Source organism: Xanthobacter tagetidis, from assembly GCF_003667445.1.
In the GTDB taxonomy this organism is placed as follows: domain Bacteria; phylum Pseudomonadota; class Alphaproteobacteria; order Rhizobiales; family Xanthobacteraceae; genus Xanthobacter; species Xanthobacter tagetidis.
On record NZ_RCTF01000001.1, the window covers coordinates 455,129 to 474,113 of the forward strand.

The following is an 18,985-nucleotide window of genomic DNA, read 5'->3' on the forward strand; positions in this document are numbered from 1 at the left end:
AGTGGCCGGCGGGCGGGCGACGGCCCTTCATCCCGCCCGGTGCTTCCTGTCCATCAGCTTCAGGATCAGCGGCGTCAGCAGGAGCTGCATGGCGAGGTCCTGCTTGTTGCCGGGGATGACGATGGAATTCGCCCGCGACATGAAGCTGTTCTGGATCATCGACAGCAAATACGGGAAGTCGATGCCGCGCGGATTCTTGAAGCGGATCACCACCATCGACTCGTCCGGCGTCGGGATCCAGCGCGCCACGAACGGGTTCGACGTGTCCACCGTGGGCACGCGCTGGAAGTTGATGTCGGTCTCGGTGAATTGCGGGCAGATGTAGCGCACATAGTCCGGCATGCGCCGCAGGATGGTCTCGGTGACGTCTTCGGTGGAATAGCCGCGCGTCGCCTTGTCCCGGTGGATTTTCTGGATCCATTCGAGATTGATCACCGGCACCACGCCGATCTTCAAGTCCGCGTGCCGGGCAACGTCCACGCCATCGGTGACGGATGCGCCGTGCAGGCCCTCGTAGAACAGAAGGTCGGTGCCCGCGTCGATGTCGCGCCAGTCGGTGAAGCGGCCCGGCTCGGCGCCATAGAGCTTCGCCTCCTCGGCATCGTGGACGTAGTGGCGGGTGCGGCCGGTGCCGCCGGCGCCGTAGTCGGCGAACAACGCCTCAAGCTCGGGCAGAAGGTTGGTCTGCGGCGAGAAGTGGCTGAAGTGGCCGTTGCCCCTGCGGCCCTCCTCGGCCATCAGCGCGCGCATCTCGAAGCGGTCGTAGCGGTGGAAGCTGTCGCCCTCCACGAAGGCGGCCTTCACCCCCTCGCGGCGGAAGATCTGCTCGAAGGTGCGCTTCACCGAGGTGGTGCCGGCGCCGGAGGAGCCGGTGACGGCGATGATGGGATGCCGGACGGACATGATGGGCTCCTTCCGGCTCAGATGAACAGGCCGCGGCGCGCGAACAGCGGCGCGCGGTCGGCTTCGCCCGCAGGGGCGAGGTGATAGCGCCGGACGCGCTCCACCTTGTCCCGCGACCCGAACACCAGCGGCGTGCGCTGGTGGACGCCGGTCGCGGTGAGATCGAGGATGTCGGTGCGCCCGTCGGTCGCCGCCCCGCCCGCCTGCTCCATCAGGAAGGCGACGGGAAAGGCCTCGTAGAGCAGGCGCAGCCGGCCCTGGCCGTAGCCTTTCCGCGCGTCGCCCGGATAGAGATAGACCCCGCCGCGGCGGAAGATCCGGTGCGCGTCCGCCACCATGGAGGCGACCCAGCGCATGTTGAAGTCGCGCTCGCGCGGGCCTTCGCGGCCGGAGATGCAGTCGTCCACATAGAGCCGCACCGGCGCGTCCCAATGGCGGTAGTTGGACATGTTGACCGCGAATTCCGCCGTGCCCTGGGGCACCCGCGCCGCGGGCTCGGCGAGGCGGAAAACGCCGTCGGCGTCGAGCACGAACGGCCAGGTGCCGGCGCCCACCGTGAGCATCAGCGCCACGTGCGGCCCGTACATGACATAGCCCGCCGCCAAGAGGCTGCGCCCGCTCTGGAGGAAGGCGGCGGGGGCCGCGCCGTCGATGCCCGCGGGGCACGCCAGCACGGCGAAGATGGTGCCCACCGAGAGGCAGGTGTCGATGTTGGACGAGCCGTCCAGCGGGTCGAGCGCCACCAGCAGCGGCGCGCCGGCCTTCAGCGGCACCGGCAGTTCGTCCTCCTCCGAGGCCACCGCCGCGACCGGGGCGGCGTGGAGCGCGGCAATCAGAAGCTCGTCGGCGATCACGTCGAGCGCCTTCTGGCCCTCGCCCGCCTCGCCGGCCGACAGCGTGGCCCCGAGGTCGCCGCCGAGCGGCCCCTCGGCGATGCGCCGGGCAAGGGCGGTCGCGCCGCGCGCCAAGGCGGCGACGGTCGCGGCGACGTCCTGCCGGCGGGCGTCCGCGCCGGCCCAGTCGTCGAGCGCGGCGGCGAGTGGGATGCCCTTGGCAAAAGTCGCGGCGGGCCGGGTTTCGGCGGTCTTCTCCAACATGGCGGTCTCCCTGAGGGGTGTCCTCCGCGCGGCCCGTTCGGCGGGCCGTCATGGTTTGGGGCGACGGACCGCCGCGGGGCGGGCCGTCAGGGGATCGGGCGGCCGGGCTTAGCCCGGCGCGGCGGGCGCATCGATGCCGCCCGCGAACACGCGGCTGGCCCGCACGTCCTCGGCGCCGATGGTGGCGAGGCGGGCGCGGTCCACCGCGCCGCCGGTCTCGAACAGGCGCAGCGACTGGCGCAGGCGCATGCGGTCGAACGCGTTGCGGATCGAGCGGGCGTTGGCGAAATTGGGCTGGCTCCGGCGCCGCCGCACATAGTCGGCGAGCGCCGCCTCCGCCTCGGGCGCGAAGGCGTAGTCGGCGCCCTCGGCCATGGCCTTGGCGATCCGGACCAGCTCGTCGTCGGCATAGTCCGGAAAGTCGATGTGGTGGGCGATGCGCGAGCGGAAGCCGGGATTGCTCTCGAAGAAGCGATCCATGCGGTCCTGGTAGCCGGCGAGGATCACCACCAGGTCGTCGCGCTGGTTCTCCATCACCTGGAGCAGGATCTCGATCGCCTCCTGGCCGTAATCGCGCTCGTTCTCGGGCCGGTAGAGATAATAGGCCTCGTCGATGAACAGCACGCCGCCCATGGCCTTCTTGAGGATGTCCTTGGTCTTGGGCGCGGTGTGGCCGATATACTGGCCGACCAGGTCGTCGCGCGTCACCGAGACCAGGTGCCCGCGCCGCACATAGCCGAGCCGGTGCAGGATGCCGGCCATCTTCAGGGCGACGGTGGTCTTGCCGGTGCCGGGATTGCCGGTGAACGTCATGTGCAGCGTCGGCGCGCCGCAGATGAGTCCCACCATCTCGCGTGCCCGGCCGACCACCAGGTGGGCCGCGATCTCGCGGATGCGGCGCTTGACCGGCTCAAGGCCGATCAGGTCGCGCTCCAGTTCCGCCAGGAACTGCGGCACCTCGCTCTGGGTGAAGAGAGCGCCGAGGTCGAGCCCTGCCTGCGCAACGCCTGCCGGTGCCGCGGCGGTCGGGGCGGGAAGGATTGCGGTGGACATGGCTCGAACCTCGGCAAGGTTGCGCGGTGGGAACGGCCGCGCGGGTGAAGCTCAGGGGTCAGAGGGCGCCGGCGCGGTGGCGCAAGGCGTAGCGCTGGGTGCGGCCTTCCACTTCGGTGCGGTCGAGGCGGAAGCCCTTTTCCTCGGCCGGGCGCTGGACGATGAAGGAGAGGCGCACCGTCTCCCAGCCGCGGGCGGAATCGAAGGCGTTCACGCGGACATAGTCCGCCGGGTGCGCCGCCTTGCAGGCCTCGATCTCCCCCATGACGCCGGCGGCGTCGGCGAGGTCGAACAGGGGCGCGCCCCACATCTCCCAATAGGTGTTGCGCGGGTGCGGATCGTCGGTGTGCTCGATGGAGACGGCCCAGCCGCGGTCGAGGCAGTACTGGACCTGGGCTGCGACCTGCGCCTTGGTGAGGTCCGGCAGGAAGGAGAAGGTGCCCTGGGTGATGCGCATCTTTCCCTCCTCAGGCGACGGACGCGGTGGGGACGAAGTCGGACGTGTCGGTGGAGGCGTAGTCGAAGGTGACCTCGCCCCAGGTATCGAGCGCGGCGCGCAGCGGGCGGCACCAACTGGCCGCCTCGATCAGAATCTCCGGGCCTTCCCTGGCGATGTCCCGGCCCTCGTTGCGGGCGAGCACCATGGCTTCCAGCGCCACGCGGTTGGCGGTGGCGCCGGCCTGAATGCCGTCCGGATGACCGATGGTGCCGCCGCCGAACTGGAGCACCACGTCGTCGCCGAACAGGTCCAGAAGCTGGTGCATCTGGCCGGCATGGATGCCGCCCGAGGCCACCGGCATGACCTTGCGCAGGCCCGCCCATTCCTGGTCGAAGAACAGGCCGCGCGTGTAGTCGGTCTTCGTCGTCATCTCGCGGCAGACGTTGTAATAGCCCTGCACGGTCATGGGGTCGCCTTCGAGCTTGCCCACCGCGGTGCCGGCATGCAGATGGTCGACGCCGGCGAGGCGCAGCCACTTGGCGATGACGCGGAACGAGATGCCGTGGCCCTTCTGGCGCGTATAGGTGCCGTGCCCGGCGCGGTGCATGTGCAGCACCATGTCGTTCTCGCGGCACCAGTTGGAGATGGACTGGATCGCGGTCCAGCCGACGATCAGGTCCACCATCACGATGCAGGAGCCAAGCTCCTTCGCGAAGTCCGCGCGGCGGTACATCTCCTCCATGGTGCCGGCGGTGATGTTGAGGTAGTGCCCCTTCACCTCGCCGGTCTCGGCCTGCGCCTTGTTGACGGCCTCCATGCAGTAGAGAAAGCGGTCGCGCCAGTGCATGAAGGGCTGCGAGTTGATGTTCTCGTCGTCCTTGACGAAATCGAGACCGCCCTTCAGCGCCTCATAGACCACGCGCCCGTAGTTCTTGCCGGACAGACCGAGCTTCGGCTTGGTGGTAGCGCCGAGCAGCGGCCGGCCGAACTTGTCGAGGCGCTCGCGCTCCACGACGATGCCGGTGGGCGGGCCGCGGAAGGTCTTCACATAGGCCACCGGCAGGCGCATGTCCTCCAGCCGGCAGGCCTTCAGCGGCTTGAACGAGAAGACGTTGCCGATGATCGAGGCGGTGAGGTTGGCGATCGAGCCTTCCTCGAACAAATCGAGGTCGTAGGCGACCCAGCAGAAATACTGCCCCGGCTGGCCCGGCACCGGCTCCACCTTGTAGGCCTTGGCGCGATAGACGTCGGCGGCGGTCAGGCGGTCGGTCCACACGACCGTCCACGTTGCCGTGGAGCTTTCGCCGGCGACGGCCGCGGCCGCCTCCACCGGGTCGACGCCCGCCTGCGGGGTGACGCGGAACAGCGCCAGGATGTCGGTGTCCTTCGGCTGGTAGTCGCCGTCCCAATAGCCCATCTGGGCGTATTTCAGCACGCCGGCGGCGTACCTCTTCTTGGCGTCGGTGATCTGTCCGATGGCGGCGTCGGCACCCATGACGGAAGCCCTCCCTCGTCGTTGCTGTTGTTGAACGAAGGTTGCGGGCCGCAGGTCTTCAGGTAAATTTCAATGATGTGAAGACAGCATTCAGGAAACCTGAAATTGCCTGCCCATTGGACCCTCCGCCAGCTCAAGATCGTGGCGCTTGCCGCGCGCTCCGGCTCCTATGCCAAAGCGGCGCAGGACATGGGTTTGAGCCCGCCCGCCGTGACCGCGCAGATGAAGCAGCTGGAGGCGGACCTCGGCCTTCCCTTGTTCGAGCGCCGCGACGGCCGTCTGCGACCGACTGCCGCTGGGCGCGAGCTGGTGGTGGCCTATGGGCGGGTGGAACTGGCCCTGGCGGAGGCCGAACGCTCGATCGAGGCGATCCGCCGGCCCGGCGAGGGCTCGGTGGTGGTGGGGGTGGTGTCGACCGCGAAGTATTTCGCCCCCATGGCGCTGGCCGCCTTCCGCGCGCGCCAGCCGCGCATCGAGCTGAAGCTGGTGGTGGGCAACCGGGAGGACATCATCGCCGGGCTCGAAAGCCTGGAGCTGGACCTCGCCGTCATGGGCCGCCCGCCCGCCGCGCTGGAGGCGGAGACGCTGGTGATCGGCGCCCATCCCCACCTCATCATCGCCCCGCCGGGACACCGGCTCGCCGCGCGCCGGCTGAAGCCCGCGCACCTCTCGCGCGAGCCGTTCCTGATGCGCGAGGAGGGGTCCGGCACGCGCATGCTCATGGCGCGCCTGTTCGAGGAGCACGCAGCAGCCCATCCGCCGCGGGCCATGGAGATCGGCTCCAACGAGACCATCAAGCAGGCTGTGATGGCCGGCCTCGGCCTCGCCTTCCTCTCCGCCCACACGGTGGCGGCGGAGCTTGCCGACGGGCGCCTGGTGGCGCTCGATGTGGACGGACTGCCGATCGTGCGGCAATGGCTCTGCGTGCGGGCGAAGGAGAAGCGCCTGATGCCGGCGGCGCTGGCGCTGATGGAATTTTTGGCGCGCGAGGGCGGCGCCTTCCTGCCGAAGGTGCCGTGAGGGCCTCCGCCAGCGTCCCTTGATCCCGCTTCATTTGCCTGCCGGAAGCGAACCCCTCTCCCCAACCCTCTCCCCGTCGGGGAGGCGGGCGCCCGCGCATGTCTGGCCGCCAACGGGAGAGCGACGGGAGAGCGGACGCCCTCAGGCGACCGCGACGATCGCCCGGCCCGCGTCATCGAAGAACGGGAACGGGCCGGGATAGGCGCCGATCTGGCTCACATGGCTCACCAGCCGGCCGCCGGTCCACAGATGCAAAGCGAGCGCGGGCGGCTCCATGTGGAAGGTGGCCGGGCCGTCCGGGGACAGATCGAGGCTCACCACATGGGCCGGCGCCGGCGCGATGGTGGCGGCGATGCCGGCGAAGGTGGTGGTGATCGCCCGGTGCACATGGCCGCAGACCAGTCCCACCACCTGCGGATGGCGGCGGATGATGGCCTCCAGCGCCGCCCCGTCGCGCAGGTTCTGCGCGTCCATGTGGGCGATGCCGGTGAGGAACGGCGGATGGTGACCGCAGATGAGCGTCGGCCGATCGGGCGCCTGCGCGAGCGCGGCGTCGAGGAAGGCAAGGCCGGCGGCCCCGAGCTCGCCATGGGGCGCGCTGGCGACCGAGGTGTCCAGCATCACGAGGCGCAGCGCAAACCCGTCCTCCACGTAATTGGCGCGGGTGCCGTCGGTGCGCGCGGCCACCTCCGGGAAGGCGGCAAGGAGCCCGGCGCTGCTGTCGTGGTTGCCCGGAATGGGCAGCACCGGCATGGGCAGGGGCGCGGCGAGCGCGCGGAAGCGGGCATATTCCTCGGGCAGGTCGAAATCCGTGAGGTCGCCGGTGACGACCACCACGTCGGGCCGGGGATCGAGCGCCAGGAGATGCGCCACCGCCGCCTCCATATGGCGCGCGGTGTCGACGCGCCCATAGGCGCGGGCGCCCTCTGGGCGGATGTGGGTGTCGGTAAGCTGGGCGATGAGCATCTGCGTCACACGAGGCTGAAGCGGTTGGGATCGAGGGCGAGGCCCATCAGCATTCCGGGGGCGATTTCGAGGTCCGGCGGCGTCTCCACCACCACGCGGACGCTGTCGGGGGTGCACAGCGTCACCTTCTGGCGCGCCCCCTGGAACTGCACCTGCTCCACCTTCAGCACCAGCCCGGCGGGCGGATCGAGCACCAGGCGGGCGGCCTCGGGGCGGAACAGCAGCGCCGCCTTCGGCATGTCCGGCGCATCCAGCGCCATCGTTCCCGCCGCGCATGCGAAGCGCCCGCCGCGCACCGTGCCTTCCAGGCGGTTGGTGGTGCCGACGAAGGAGGCGACGAAGGCATCCGCCGGACGCTCATAGACCTCGCGCGGCGTTCCCACCTGGGCGATCTCGCCCTCGCGCATAACGACGATGCGGTCGCCGAGCGCCAGCGCCTCCGCCTGGTCGTGGGTGACATAGACGGCGGTGATGGAGAGGCGGCGCAGCAGCGCGTCGATCTCGCCCCGCAGGTGCTCGCGCAGCGCGGCGTCGAGCGCCGCCATGGGCTCGTCCAGCAGGATCGCCTTCGGCCGCACGGCGAGCGCGCGGGCCAGCGCCACGCGCTGGCGCTGGCCGCCGGACAGCTGGGTGATGCGGCGCTCCGCCAGGGCGTCGATGCGCATCATCTCCAGCACTTCGTCCGCGAGCCGGCTCCGCTCGGCCTTGCCGACACCGCGCACCCGCAGGCCGTAGGCGACGTTCTCCCGCACGTTCATGTTGGGGAACAGCGCATAGGACTGGAACACCATGCCCACGTTGCGCTTCTCGATCGGCAGCGCGGTCACGTCCGCCCCGTCGAACAGCACCCGCCCGCCCGCATCCGGGCTCTCCAGGCCGGCGATGATGCGCAGCAGCGTGGTCTTGCCGCAGCCGGAGGGACCGAGCAGCACCAGGGTCTCGCCGGCCGCGACCGAAAGGTCGAGCGGCGCCAGCGCGCGGGTGCCGTCGGCAAACGTCTTGCCGCAGCCGGCGAGGGTGACGGCGGCGCCGGTCCTGGGCTTCATGGCCTTCCTCCTTTCGCGGGCGCGGCCGGCAGCGCACGCCCGAACATCTGCAGCGCCACCAGCAGCGGCACGATCAGGACGAAGAAGATCAGAGTGTAGGCGCTGGCGATCTCGAGCCGCATGGAGGCGTAGCTGTCGGCGAGGCCCACGGGCAGCGTCTTGGTGAGCGGGGTGTGCAGCATCCAGGTGAGGTTGAACTCGCCGATGGAGAGCGTCACCACCATCAGCGCGCCGGCAAGGATGCCGCCCTTGGCGTTGGGCACCACCACGTGGAAGAAGCGCTGGAGCGGGGAGGCTCCGAGCGAGGCCGCGCCCTCCTCCAGCGCCTTCACGTCCACCGCCGCGAGCACCGCCATCACCGCGCGCAGCATGAAGGGCAGCGTGTAGAGCACGTGGCCGACGAGGATGAAGAGCGGGCTCATCCGGAACGCGCGGAAGCCGCCATAAGCGAGGATCAAGGCGAGCGCGAGCGCGAGGCCGGGGATGGCCACCGGCAGCGTCACCACCTCCTCCACCAGGCGCGAGAGCCGCGACGGCTTGCGCGCCAGCGCCCAGGCGGCGGGCACGCCGAGCACCAGCGTCACGCCGAGCGTGCCGAGCGCGATGGCGATGGAGAGGCCGATGGTGCCGGAATAGAGCGCCAGCACCTCGCCAATCCAGCGCAGCGTGAGGCCGGAGCGCAGGCCCTGGAAATAGTTGGCGGTGACGCCCGCCAGCATGGAGGCGAGCGCCGGCACCAGCAGGAAGGCCGCGCAGGCGAGCGTCACCAGGAGCTGGAGGACGAAGGTGAGGCGGTGCGGGATCATGGCGCTACCCCGCCGCCGCGACGCCGGTGCCGGCCATGTTGCGGGTGAGCGCGAGCACGCCCCAGGTGATGAGGCCGAGCGCCAGCGACAGCGCCGACGCGGTGGCGAAGTTCGCGTTGAGGGTGAACTCGGTGTAGATCGTCATGGCCAGCACGTCGATGCGGGTCGCCAGCGTGAAGGCGGTGCCGAACGCACCCATGGCGGTGGCAAACGCGATGGCGCCGGAGGCGATCAGCGCCGGCGAGAGCCCCGGCAGCGTCACGTCGCGCAGCACCGCGAGCCGGCTCGCGCCCAGCGAGCGGGCGGCCTCCTCCAGCGCCGGATCGAGCTTTTCCGCGGCCGCCATCAGCGTCACCAGCACGCGCGGCAGCGAGAAATAGAGATAGCCCGCGAACAGCCCGGCCATGGAATAGGCGAACACCAGCCGGTCCATGCCGAGCGACTGGGTGAACGCGCCGAGCAGCCCCTGCCGGCCGGCGAGCAGGATGATCATGAAGCCCACCACCACGCCGGGAAAGGCGAGCGGCAAGGTGAGCGCCGATACCAGCAGCGCCCGGCCGGCGAAGCGCGTGCGCGCCAGGAACAGCGCCACCACGGTGCCGAGCGCCAGCGTCGCAACGCTCACGCCCGCCGACAGCGCGAGGGTAGCGACCAGGGTCTGGACATGGCGTGGATTGGCAAGGATGGCGAGATACTCAAAGGCCCCGTTCGGCCCCGATCCCGCCACCAGAACCAGTTCCGCCAAAGGCAGCACGAAGAACGCCGCCGCGAACGCGAACAGCGGCGCGAGGAACAGGACGGCGAGGCGGTCGGCGCTGCGCATGGCTTCGGTCCGGTGGGGTGAGGTCCCCCCTCCCCCTTGCGGGGAAGGGCGGGGGGAGGGGGTGTCAGCGGCGCTGCAAGGCGCCGGACAGCGGCACCCCCCCGCCCTGTCCCTCCCCCACAAGGGGGAGGGGATCGCGTTGTGCGGGGCGCGGGCGCGCCGCCCTTCACTTCACCTCGTTGAGGTAGGCCTCGGCGAACGCCTTCTGGGCCTGCTCCATCCGGGCGTAGTCCACCGGCTTGGCGCGGGCATAGTCGGCGGCGGGCAGGAAGCGCGCGGCCACGTCCTTGGGCAGCTCGATGGCGCGCGCCGGGCGCAGATAGGCCTTGGCCCACATGGCCTGGCCCTTGTCGGAGAGCACGTAGTCGAGCACCTTCTTCGCCGCCTCCGGATGGGGCGCGCCCTTCACCATGGACATCACGTAGGGCACCACCACCGTGCCCTCGCAGGGGATGACGAACTGGAAGTTCCCCATGTCCGAATAGCGGGCGCGGTAGGCGTTGAAGTCGTAGTCGAGCAGGATCGGGATCTCGCCCGAGAGCACGCGGGCATAGGAGGTCTGCTTCGGCACGATGGGCTGGTTGGCCTGCAGCTTCTTGAAGAAGGCGATGCCCGGCTTGAAGTCGTCGAGCGTGCCGCCCATGGCGCCGTTCACCGCCACCGCGCCCACATAGCCGACGAAGGCGGAGGTGGGATCGAGATAGCCGACGAGGCCCTTGTACTCGGGCTTCAGCAGGTCGGACCAGCAGGCCGGAACGGGCATCTTGCCGAGCGCGTCCTTGTTGATGAACAGGCCGAGCGTGCCGGAATGGATGGTGAACCAGTGGCCCTCGGGATCCTTGAGGCCGGCGGGGATCTCGGCGAAGCCCTTGGGCTCGTAGGGCTGGGTGACGCCAGCGTCCTTGGCCTTGATGCCGAAGGTGACGCCCAGATAGGTGACGTCCGCCACCGGGCTCGCCTTCTCGGCGATGATCTGGGTCAGCGACTGGCCGGAATTCTTGTTGTCCTGCGGCACGTCGATGCCGGTGTCGGCCTTGATGGCCTTCAGCATGGAGCCCCAGTCGGCCCATTCCGGCGGGCAGTTGTAGCAGATGGCGTCGGCGGCGCGGGCCGGCGCGGCGGCGGCAAGGATCGCGCTCGCGAGGGCGCCGGCGAGAAGGGCATGTTTCATCGGACGAAGCATGTGCGGTGTCCTCATTCGGATGGCGGTTCGGGTGACGCGGGAAAGGACGGGGACGCGGCATCGGGCCGGCGCGCGGACGCGACGGGCGAGGCGTCCGGGGCAGGCGCGAGCGTGCCGCCGGGCCGCAGCTCGAAGGGCAGCCGCTCCAAAGTCGGGGCGGCCGATCCGTCCAGCAATTCGAAGATCTTCTCCACCGCCCGCTCGCCCATGCGGCGGGTCGGGGTATCGACGGTGGCGAGCGAGGGGTAGGCCGCGCCCGCGAGCGCGATGCCGTCGAAGCCCGCCACCGACACGTCCTGCGGCACCTTGAGCCCGAGGGCGCGCAGCGCCGCCATCACCGAGAGCGCGAGCAGATCGTTGGAGCACAAGGCGGCGGTGGGCCGCCCCGGCGGCCCGAACACGCCGGCGAGCGCCGCGCCATGGCCCGCCGGGTCGGCGAGATAGTCGAGCTCCAGCGGCGCCTCGGCGGCAAGGCCCGCCTCGCTCATGGCGGCGAGGTAGCCGAGATAGCGCGTGCGGGCGCGGTCGGAGGTGGCGAAGCGCCCGGCCACATAGATCACGCGGCGATGACCCGCGGCGATCATCGCCTTGGCGAGGGCGAAGGTCGCGCCGGCATTGTCCACCGAGACCGCGGCCCGCTCGGTGCGGCGCGGCTCGTTGTAGATCAGCACGTAGGCAATGCCCTCGGCGTCCAGGCGGTCGAGCGTGGGGTTGTCGTCGGCGTCGGTCACGGTGAGGACGAGGCCGGCGACGCTCTGCGCCACCAGCGTCTCCACCACTTCCGGCTCGCGCGCGGCGTCGTAGTCGGTGGCGGTGAGCAGCAGCGTGTGGTGGCGCCGCCGCGCTTCCGCCTCCATGCCGGCAACCGAGGCGGCGAACACGGGATTGGTCAGGCTCGGGATCACCACGCCGAGGGTGCGGGCGCGCAGCGTCTTCAGCGAGCGGCCGATCTCGCTCGGGCGGAACCCGAGCTCCTCTATCGCCGCGCGCACCCGCGCTTCCACCTCCGCGCTGGTGCGGGCCGAGCCGTTGATGACGCGGCTCACCGTGGCGATGGAGCAGCCGGCGCGCTCGGCGACGGTGCGGATGGTGACGACGCGCGGCAAGGATATCCCCTCCGGCGCGCGATGTGGCGCGCCGAGCTGCGGTTGCGAAGCGGCAGGACCGGCGGCGCGGCGCGCCTGAAACCGTTTTCACAGCCGTTCTACCGGCCGCGTGCAACGCGCATATGACAGGGGGGATGTCGGCGGCGAGCGATGGCTCCCGCATGAAAGGGGACGGCGGGGTGCCGGGCACCATCCACAGGCCGCCGTGACAGCGCCGCACGCCTGGGCTATGGCCTGCACCCCCTTTGCGAGGAGCAGCGCTTATGGCCGCCGAGGACATCGCCCGCATCATCGCCGCCGAGATCGGCGCGCGGACCGCCCAGGTCAGCGCCGCCGTCTCCCTGATCGACGAGGGCGCCACCGTCCCCTTCATCGCGCGCTACCGCAAGGAGGTGACGGGCGGCCTCGACGACACCCAGCTGCGCACGCTGGAAGAGCGCCTCTCCTATCTGCGCGAGCTGGAAAGCCGCCGCGCCGCCGTGCTCTCCTCCATCGACGGGCAGGGCAAGCTCTCCGACGAGCTGCGCGGCAAGATCGAGGCGGCCACCACCAAGGCGGAGCTGGAAGACCTCTACCTCCCCTACAAGCCCAAGCGCCGCACCAAGGCGGAGATCGCCCGCGAGAAGGGCCTCGGGCCCCTGGCCGAGGCGATCCTGGCGGATCGCTCCGTCGCCCCGGCGGACCGCGCGGCCGCCTTCCTCACCGAGCAGGTGGCGGACATCAAGGCGGCGCTCGACGGCGCCCGCGACATCCTCGTTGAGACCTTCGCCGAGAATGCCGAACTGGTGGGCCGCCTGCGCGCGCACATGAAGACGGGCGCGGTGCTCAAGGCCAAGGTGGCCGAGGGCAAGGAGGAGGCGGGCGCCAAGTTCCGCGACTATTTCGACCATTCGGAAAAGTGGGCCACCGCCCCCAGCCACCGCGTGCTCGCCATGCTGCGCGGGCGCAACGAGGAGATGCTGACCCTCGACCTCGTGGTGGACGAGGATGCCACCACCCCGGTGAAGCCGGCCGAGCGCATCGTCGCCGAGGCCTACGACATCCCCCTCGCCAATGGCGCCCCGGCGGACGGCTTCCTGCTGGAGGTGGCACGCTGGGCGTGGCGGGTGAAGCTCTCGCTCCACCTCACCGTAGAGCTGATGGGCGAGATGCGCGAGCGGGCGGAGGAAGAGGCCATCCGCGTCTTCGCCCGCAACCTCAAGGATTTGCTGCTCGCCGCCCCGGCCGGCTCCCGCGCCACCATGGGGCTCGATCCGGGCATCCGCACCGGCGTGAAGGTGGCGGTGGTGGACGGCACGGGCAAGCTGATTGCCACCTCCACCGTCTATCCCTTCCAGCCGCGCAACGACGTGCAGGGCGCCATGGCGGAGCTGGCGCACCTCATCCGCCGCCACAATGTGGAACTGATCGCCATCGGCAACGGCACGGCGAGCCGCGAGACGGACAAGCTCGCCGCCGACCTCATCGCCGCGTTGCCACCGGACGCGTCGGGGAAGAAGCCCATCAAGGTGGTGGTGAGCGAGGCCGGCGCCTCGGTCTATTCCGCCTCGGCCACCGCCGCCGCCGAGATGCCTGACATCGACGTGTCCATCCGCGGCGCCGTCTCCATCGCCCGGCGCCTGCAGGACCCGTTGGCGGAGCTGGTGAAGATCGAGCCCAAGGCCATCGGCGTCGGCCAGTACCAGCATGACGTGGATCAGGCCCGCCTGGCGAAGGCACTCGATGCGGTGGTGGAGGACGCGGTGAACGCCGTGGGCGTGGACCTCAACACCGCCTCCGCCTCGCTGCTCGCCCGCGTGTCCGGCCTCGGCGCCTCGCTGGCGGAGGCCATCGTGGCGCACCGCAATTCGGTGGGAGCGTTCAAGACCCGCAAGGAACTCTTGAAGGTCGCCCGCCTCGGCCCGCGTACCTTCGAGCTGGCCGCCGGCTTCCTGCGCATCCCGGACGGCGCCGAGCCGCTGGATGCGTCCGCCGTGCATCCGGAAGCCTATGAGGTGGCGAAGAAGATCGTCGCCGCCTGCGGGCGCGACGTGCGCCAGATCATGGGCGACACGGCGGCGCTGAAGGCGCTGGACCCGCGCGCCTTCGTGGACGAACGCTTCGGCCTGCCCACCGTGCGCGACATCCTCACCGAGCTGGAGAAGCCCGGCCGCGACCCGCGCCCCGCCTTCAAGACCGCCACCTTCGCCGAGGGCGTCCACGAGATGAGCGACCTCAAGCCCGGCATGGTGCTGGAAGGCACGGTGACCAACGTCGCCGCGTTCGGCGCCTTCGTGGACATCGGCGTCCATCAGGACGGGCTGGTCCACGTTTCGGCGCTCGCCGATCGCTTCGTGAAGGACCCGCACGAGGTGGTGAAGGCGGGCGACGTGGTGAAGGTGCGCGTGGTGGAGGTGGACGTGAAGCGCAAGCGCATCGCCCTCTCCATGCGCAAGGACGATGCCGGCGCGCGCCCCTCGGGCGGGCGTGGCGAGGGTGCGGGCGGCGATGGCCCCCGCGGTCCGCGTCCCGGAGGCGCCCCGGGGCGCGGTCCGGGCGGGCAAGGCGGCGGCAAGGCCGGCGGGTCCGGCGCCGGACAGGGGGCCTTCGGCGCCGCCCTCGCCGATGCCATGCGGCGCAAGGGCCAATAGGAGGCCGAAGCGCCCTTTGCATCGCCCCAGGGCGCCGGCGCGACGCCGCGCCGGCCGCAGCCTCAGGAGCGCAGGCGGGCGAAACCGGCCACCGCCAGCCCGGCGGCGAGGCCGAGCACCGGCGCCCCGAGGCCGAAGGCCGAGGCGCCGGAAGCCGTGGTGGCGAAGGTCGCGACCGCCGCGAGGCGGTGCCGGTCCTCGACCATGGCGGCGGTCAGCGCGCCGGTCAGCGGCGACAGCAGCGCAAGCCCGGCTACGGTGGCGATCAGCGCGGCCGGCATGGCGGCGAACACCGCCACCATGGAAGCGCCCGCCAGCGCCAGCAGCAGATAGAAGAAGGCGTAGAACGGCCCGGTGCGCCAGCGCGTCGCCGGGTTGGGGTCCGCTTCCGGGCTGGTGCAGATGGCGGCGACGATGGCGGCGAGGTTGATGGTGATGGAGCCGAACGGCGCCGTCAGCAGCGAGGCGAGCCCGGTCGTGCCGAGGATAGTGCGCGCCGGCGGCGGATAGCCGTAGGCCTTGAGCACCGCGAAGCCGGTGAGATTCTGCGACGCCATGGTGATGAGGAACAGCGGCAGGCCGAGGCTCGCGAGCACACCGAGATCGAACTCCGGCGGGATCAGCACCAGGCGCGAGAAGGAGAGGTCGCCGAACGCCGGCAGCGGGGCGCCGAGCGCCAGCGCGAACAGAAGGCCCGCGGCGAGCGCGGCGATCACCGCAAGCTGCGGCGCGAACGGGCGCATGGCGAGGAACAGCACGACCAGCGGCAGCACGAGGAGCGGGCTCACCACCGCCTGCTCGGCGATGCCGGCGACGAAGCGCAGCAGCACCCCCGCCAGCATGCCGGCGGCGATGCCCGACGGCAGGCGCGCCACCAGCCCCGCCAGCGGCCGCACCGCCGCGCACGCCAGCGTCAGCACGGCGACGAGGAGAAACGCGCCCACCGCCTGGGGCATGGTGACGCCCTGGGCGAAGCCGGCGATCACCGCCGCGCCCGGCGTCGACCACGCGGTGACGATGGGCATGCGGTAGCGGATCGACAGATAGGCGCTGGTGGCGGCGACGCCGAGGAACACGCCGCACACCCAGGACGAGGTCTCGGCCTCCGTGGCGCCGAGCGTCTTGGCCGCCGACAGCAGCACGGCGAGCGTCCCGCCCGCGCCCACCAAGGCGGCGACCAGCGCCGAAAGCGGCACCGAGACGGGCAGGCTGGCGATGCCGGGTGGCCCGGCCCTTTTTTGTTCTGCGACGGCTTCTTCGCTCATGGCCGCCTCCCTCATTGTTCTTGTTGTGGCGTTTCCTCGTCGTCCGGCCTGCGGGGTCACGCGCCCCGCTCGTGCTCCTAGTTCTGCGCGGCGAGAACCGCCGCGAGCGCGCCCAGTGCCTGGCGGCGCGCCATGAGGCCGAGGCCCTCCTCGCTCTTCTGGTCGAGCGAGATGAAGCGCGCGAACACCGCGGTGCGCCCGCTTTTCTGGGCGAAGCCGACGAACCAGCCGAGCGGCCGGTGGGGATCGGGCAGACCGTCCCCTCCGGGCGAGAAGCCCGTGCCGGTCTTGCCGAACAGCTGCCAGCCGGCCGGCTGTTCCTGTTGCGCCAGCAGGGCCATGGTCTCGGTGACGGCCTTCTCCGAGACCTTCAGTTCGCCCTTCAGCATGCGGCGCAGGAAGTCCACCTGCTCGCGCGGCGAGATGCGCAGCGAGGACGACAGCCAGAAATGGGTGATCGGCTCCGCCCGGCCCGGCGTGCCGGAGATGTTCAGCGTGCCGTAGACGAAGCGTTCCAGATACGCCCGGATGCGCTCCGGCCCCAGTTCGCGGGTCAGCACCTGCGAATACCAGACCACGGAATTGCGCATCCAGCTCTGCGGCGTCTGCGGCCCGCGCGTGACCTCGCGGGAGGTGTCGGCGTCCGGCGGCGGTTCGAGCACCGGCTGGGTGGCGCTCTTCAGCAAGCCGGCGTCGAAGCCCATGAGGGCGAGCGGGATCTTGAAGGTGGAGGCGGGCGAATGGCGGGTCGCGCACAGGCCCTGCTTCGCCAGCACCCGGCCGGTATCGAGATCGGTGACGAGGAAGCATTCCTCCGCCGCCCGCGCCGGCATGACGCCGAGCAGCAGGAGCGACAGGACGAGGGCGCACGCCGCTGCGGGGGCGCCGCGGCGCCCCCGGTTACCGCACGCCACCTCAGGAGGCCTTGGCGGGCTTCTGGACCAGCCGCGGGCCGTAGACATGCTCCGGACCCGGGAAGGCGCGCTCGCGCACCTCCTGCGCGTAGGTCGCCACGGCCTTCTCGATGTCGGGGCCGAGATTGGCGTACTTCTTGACGAACTTCGGCACCCGCTCGCCGAGGCCGAGCATGTCCTCCAGCACCAGGATCTGGCCGTCGCAGGCGGGCGAGCCGCCGATGCCGATGGTGGGGCAGCCGACTTCCGCGGTGATGCGGCGGGCCACCGGTTCGGCGATCGCCTCCACCACGAGGGAGAAGGCGCCCGCCTCGGCGATGGCGCGGCCGTCGTCGAGGATGAGCGAGGCCTCGGCGTCGTCGCGTCCGCGTGCCTTGAACGAGCCGAGCGTGTTGATGGCCTGGGGCGTGAGGCCCACATGGCCCATCACCGGCACGCCGCGATCCACCAGGAAGCGGACGGTGTCGGCCATGCGGCGGCCGCCCTCCAGCTTCACGGCGCCGGCGCCGGTCTCCTTGAGGATGCGGGCGGCGGTATGGAACGCCTCGGTGGGGCTCGCCTCGTAGCTGCCGAACGGCAGGTCGACGACCACCAGCGCACGCTTCGTGCCGCGCATCACCGCGCGGCCGTGCACGATCATCATGTCCACCGTGACCGGAACCGTGGTCTCCAAACCGTGCATGACCATCCCGAGGCTGTCGCCCACAAGGATCACGTCCACGTGATTGTCGAGCAGGCGCGCGGTATGGGCGTGGTAGGAGGTGAGGGCGACGATGGGATCGCCTCCCTTGCGGGCCTGGATCTGGGGCGCCGTGATGCGGCGGGCTTCGGCCTGGCTGGACATGGGCTTCCTCGTCTCGTGGGCGTTGCGAGCCCCCTGGCTGGTGTTGCGCCTTCTTGTCGGGCGCCGACGGCTAGCCCATCACGGGCACGCCGATAATGTACGGATGAAATAGGTAGGCGAGAGCGAGGAAGAGCACCAGCCCCAAGCCGAGCGCCAGCGCGTCGCCGCCCCACCCCTTGGGCGCCACGGGCAGCGGCGCGCCGCGCTTCTTCAGCGCGATGCGGTCATAGACCGCCCAGGCGAGGATGACGCCGAACAGCACCATGGAGGCGGCATCGCCGTTCACCAGCAGGTGCGCCAGCGCCCAGGTCTTCACCGCCACCAGCAGCGGGTGCTTGAGCACGGCGCGGATGTGGCTCGGCACGTAGGCCGCCACCGCGGCGATGGCGGCGAGGAGCAGCAGCAGCATGGCGAGATGCCGCATCGCATGGGGCGGATTCCAGATCAGGGCCGGGCCGGCGGCGCGCCACAGCTCGTAGCCGTAGGCCGTGAGCAGCAGGCCCGAGGCGGCCAGGAGCGAATAGAAGCCCTTGTAGGCCCCCTCCCCCAGCCGGGCGATGAGGTCCGACCTCAGGCCCCTCAAGCTCGTCACCACGTGCGTGGCGACGAACAAAGCGAGACCGAGCAGCATCATCACCATGGATTGATCTCCCTTCCGCGTTCCGCCCGAAAGCGCGCGTTTCGGCCGGGAAGTCAAGCGCGGCCACGCTCAGGCCGGGCCGGGCGCCGGCGCCCGCTTTGCTCGCATCGCCACCGGCAAAACGCAAAGGTTGCGCTTGCCCGGCCTTGCTTAGTATTTCTGGGTGAGGGGGAGGGGGAACACATGGGACACGGAGCTTCTTTACTTCGCCTCATCCGCCGCGCCGCCGTCGCGCTGGCCGTGTCGGGCGTTGCGGGCGCGGCCGAGGCGGCGGTGGTGGCGCGCGTCGACCTCTCGTCGCAGCGCATGACGGTGACGGTGAACGGCGTCCCGTCTTATTCCTGGCCGGTCTCCACAGCGCGGCGGGGCTATGTGACCCCCACCGGCACCTACCGGCCGCAGCGCATGTACCGCTCGTACTTCTCGCGCAAATACTACAATTCGCCGATGCCCTACTCGATCTTCTTCCGTGGCGGCTATGCGATCCACGGCAGCACCGCCATCAGCCAATTGGGCTCGCCCGCCTCCCACGGCTGCATCCGCCTGCACCCCGGCAATGCGGCGACGCTCTACGCGCTGGTGCAGGCGCACGGCCCCGGCGACACCGTCATCCTCATCACCTACTGAGGCGGGCGCGGGCGGCCATGCGGCGGCCGCATGGCCGCCCGGCGGTGGTATCGCCAAAGCCGGGTCTTCTATTCGTCGTCTACTCATGGTATCGGCCACTGCCAACTCGAAGCGGGCTGCGTTGCGGC

At 70.7% G+C, this 18,985-nt stretch carries 18 protein-coding genes; 3 read left to right on the plus strand and 15 right to left on the minus strand.

Annotated features, from left to right (window positions below):
- Window positions 1-27 precede the first annotated feature (27 nt).
- From D9R14_RS02140 to D9R14_RS02160, 5 genes are all read right to left on the minus strand, one after another.
- Window positions 28-903 (minus strand): phosphoribulokinase, encoded by an 876-nt coding sequence (locus D9R14_RS02140; protein WP_121621629.1) that lies wholly within the window; start codon window positions 901-903, stop codon window positions 28-30.
- Between the two features lie 17 nt (window positions 904-920).
- Window positions 921-2,000, minus strand: a complete 1,080-nt coding sequence (locus D9R14_RS02145; protein ID WP_121621630.1) for a class 1 fructose-bisphosphatase — start codon at window positions 1,998-2,000, stop codon at window positions 921-923.
- A 108-nt stretch (window positions 2,001-2,108) separates the two neighbouring features.
- Window positions 2,109-3,053 (minus strand): CbbX protein, encoded by a 945-nt coding sequence (cbbX, locus tag D9R14_RS02150; protein WP_121621631.1) that lies wholly within the window; start codon window positions 3,051-3,053, stop codon window positions 2,109-2,111.
- Window positions 3,054-3,111: 58 nt separating this feature from the next.
- The gene (locus D9R14_RS02155; RefSeq protein WP_121621632.1) at window positions 3,112-3,510 is read right to left on the minus strand and encodes a ribulose bisphosphate carboxylase small subunit; all 399 of its coding nucleotides are present in this window, start codon (window positions 3,508-3,510) and stop codon (window positions 3,112-3,114) included.
- Window positions 3,511-3,520: 10 nt separating this feature from the next.
- A complete protein-coding gene (locus D9R14_RS02160; protein WP_121621633.1) occupies window positions 3,521-4,987 on the minus strand; it encodes a form I ribulose bisphosphate carboxylase large subunit in 1,467 nt (488 codons plus the stop codon).
- A 105-nt stretch (window positions 4,988-5,092) separates the two neighbouring features.
- Here D9R14_RS02160 and D9R14_RS02165 point away from each other — a divergent pair, with 105 nt between their 5' ends.
- Complete coding sequence (locus D9R14_RS02165) at window positions 5,093-6,007, plus strand: LysR family transcriptional regulator (RefSeq protein WP_121621634.1); 915 nt, start codon at window positions 5,093-5,095, stop codon at window positions 6,005-6,007.
- 141 nt (window positions 6,008-6,148) lie between these two features.
- Here the strand turns inward: D9R14_RS02165 and D9R14_RS02170 are convergent, their stop codons facing one another.
- The 6 genes from D9R14_RS02170 to D9R14_RS02195 all read right to left on the minus strand — a co-directional run bounded on the left by D9R14_RS02170 (window position 6,149) and on the right by D9R14_RS02195 (window position 11,937).
- Window positions 6,149-6,973, minus strand: a complete 825-nt coding sequence (locus tag D9R14_RS02170; RefSeq protein WP_121621799.1) for a phosphodiesterase — start codon at window positions 6,971-6,973, stop codon at window positions 6,149-6,151.
- A 5-nt stretch (window positions 6,974-6,978) separates the two neighbouring features.
- On the minus strand, window positions 6,979-8,019 hold the full coding sequence (locus tag D9R14_RS02175; protein ID WP_121621635.1) for an ABC transporter ATP-binding protein: 1,041 nt from the start codon (window positions 8,017-8,019) through the stop codon (window positions 6,979-6,981).
- A complete protein-coding gene (locus D9R14_RS02180; protein WP_121621636.1) occupies window positions 8,016-8,825 on the minus strand; it encodes an ABC transporter permease in 810 nt (269 codons plus the stop codon). The genes D9R14_RS02175 and D9R14_RS02180 overlap by 4 nt, the downstream gene beginning before the upstream one ends.
- A gap of 4 nt (window positions 8,826-8,829) precedes the next feature.
- Window positions 8,830-9,648 (minus strand): ABC transporter permease, encoded by an 819-nt coding sequence (locus D9R14_RS02185; protein WP_121621637.1) that lies wholly within the window; start codon window positions 9,646-9,648, stop codon window positions 8,830-8,832.
- A 166-nt stretch (window positions 9,649-9,814) separates the two neighbouring features.
- Complete coding sequence (locus D9R14_RS02190) at window positions 9,815-10,819, minus strand: ABC transporter substrate-binding protein (RefSeq protein WP_210210798.1); 1,005 nt, start codon at window positions 10,817-10,819, stop codon at window positions 9,815-9,817.
- A 23-nt stretch (window positions 10,820-10,842) separates the two neighbouring features.
- Entirely contained in the window at window positions 10,843-11,937 is a 1,095-nt protein-coding gene (locus D9R14_RS02195; protein WP_121621639.1) for a LacI family DNA-binding transcriptional regulator, read from the minus strand.
- A gap of 263 nt (window positions 11,938-12,200) precedes the next feature.
- On the opposite strand from D9R14_RS02195, the gene D9R14_RS02200 reads away from it, so the two are divergent.
- Complete coding sequence (locus tag D9R14_RS02200; RefSeq protein ID WP_121621640.1) at window positions 12,201-14,567, plus strand: Tex family protein; 2,367 nt, start codon at window positions 12,201-12,203, stop codon at window positions 14,565-14,567.
- Between the two features lie 62 nt (window positions 14,568-14,629).
- Here the strand turns inward: D9R14_RS02200 and D9R14_RS02205 are convergent, their stop codons facing one another.
- From D9R14_RS02205 to D9R14_RS02220, 4 genes are all read right to left on the minus strand, one after another.
- The gene (locus tag D9R14_RS02205; protein ID WP_121621800.1) at window positions 14,630-15,775 is read right to left on the minus strand and encodes a benzoate/H(+) symporter BenE family transporter; all 1,146 of its coding nucleotides are present in this window, start codon (window positions 15,773-15,775) and stop codon (window positions 14,630-14,632) included.
- 134 nt (window positions 15,776-15,909) lie between these two features.
- Entirely contained in the window at window positions 15,910-16,746 is an 837-nt protein-coding gene (locus D9R14_RS02210; protein ID WP_170168449.1) for a penicillin-binding transpeptidase domain-containing protein, read from the minus strand.
- A gap of 1 nt (window position 16,747) precedes the next feature.
- Window positions 16,748-17,590 carry a 3-methyl-2-oxobutanoate hydroxymethyltransferase gene (gene panB, locus D9R14_RS02215; RefSeq protein ID WP_121621642.1) on the minus strand — a complete coding sequence of 281 codons (843 nt, stop codon included), beginning with the start codon at window positions 17,588-17,590 and terminating at the stop codon, window positions 16,748-16,750.
- A 70-nt stretch (window positions 17,591-17,660) separates the two neighbouring features.
- Entirely contained in the window at window positions 17,661-18,230 is a 570-nt protein-coding gene (locus tag D9R14_RS02220; RefSeq protein ID WP_121621643.1) for an NnrU family protein, read from the minus strand.
- 183 nt (window positions 18,231-18,413) lie between these two features.
- Between D9R14_RS02220 and D9R14_RS02225 the strand changes: the two genes are divergently transcribed.
- On the plus strand, window positions 18,414-18,857 hold the full coding sequence (locus D9R14_RS02225; RefSeq protein ID WP_121621644.1) for a L,D-transpeptidase: 444 nt from the start codon (window positions 18,414-18,416) through the stop codon (window positions 18,855-18,857).
- Window positions 18,858-18,985 lie beyond the last annotated feature (128 nt).

What these genes read in the sequence shown, in the direction of transcription:
- D9R14_RS02140 (WP_121621629.1), bottom strand. Translation starts at nt 903, where the DNA reads ATGTCCGTCCGGCATCCCATCATCGCCGTCACCGGCTCCTCCGGCGCC.
- D9R14_RS02145 (WP_121621630.1), bottom strand. Translation starts at nt 2,000, where the DNA reads ATGTTGGAGAAGACCGCCGAAACCCGGCCCGCCGCGACTTTTGCCAAG.
- cbbX (WP_121621631.1), bottom strand. Translation starts at nt 3,053, where the DNA reads ATGTCCACCGCAATCCTTCCCGCCCCGACCGCCGCGGCACCGGCAGGC.
- D9R14_RS02155 (WP_121621632.1), bottom strand. Translation starts at nt 3,510, where the DNA reads ATGCGCATCACCCAGGGCACCTTCTCCTTCCTGCCGGACCTCACCAAG.
- D9R14_RS02160 (WP_121621633.1), bottom strand. Translation starts at nt 4,987, where the DNA reads ATGGGTGCCGACGCCGCCATCGGACAGATCACCGACGCCAAGAAGAGG.
- D9R14_RS02170 (WP_121621799.1), bottom strand. Translation starts at nt 6,973, where the DNA reads ATGCTCATCGCCCAGCTTACCGACACCCACATCCGCCCAGAGGGCGCC.
- D9R14_RS02175 (WP_121621635.1), bottom strand. Translation starts at nt 8,019, where the DNA reads ATGAAGCCCAGGACCGGCGCCGCCGTCACCCTCGCCGGCTGCGGCAAG.
- D9R14_RS02180 (WP_121621636.1), bottom strand. Translation starts at nt 8,825, where the DNA reads ATGATCCCGCACCGCCTCACCTTCGTCCTCCAGCTCCTGGTGACGCTC.
- D9R14_RS02185 (WP_121621637.1), bottom strand. Translation starts at nt 9,648, where the DNA reads ATGCGCAGCGCCGACCGCCTCGCCGTCCTGTTCCTCGCGCCGCTGTTC.
- D9R14_RS02190 (WP_210210798.1), bottom strand. Translation starts at nt 10,819, where the DNA reads ATGAAACATGCCCTTCTCGCCGGCGCCCTCGCGAGCGCGATCCTTGCC.
- D9R14_RS02200 (WP_121621640.1), top strand. Translation starts at nt 12,201, where the DNA reads ATGGCCGCCGAGGACATCGCCCGCATCATCGCCGCCGAGATCGGCGCG.
- panB (WP_121621642.1), bottom strand. Translation starts at nt 17,590, where the DNA reads ATGTCCAGCCAGGCCGAAGCCCGCCGCATCACGGCGCCCCAGATCCAG.
- D9R14_RS02220 (WP_121621643.1), bottom strand. Translation starts at nt 18,230, where the DNA reads ATGGTGATGATGCTGCTCGGTCTCGCTTTGTTCGTCGCCACGCACGTG.
- D9R14_RS02225 (WP_121621644.1), top strand. Translation starts at nt 18,414, where the DNA reads ATGGGACACGGAGCTTCTTTACTTCGCCTCATCCGCCGCGCCGCCGTC.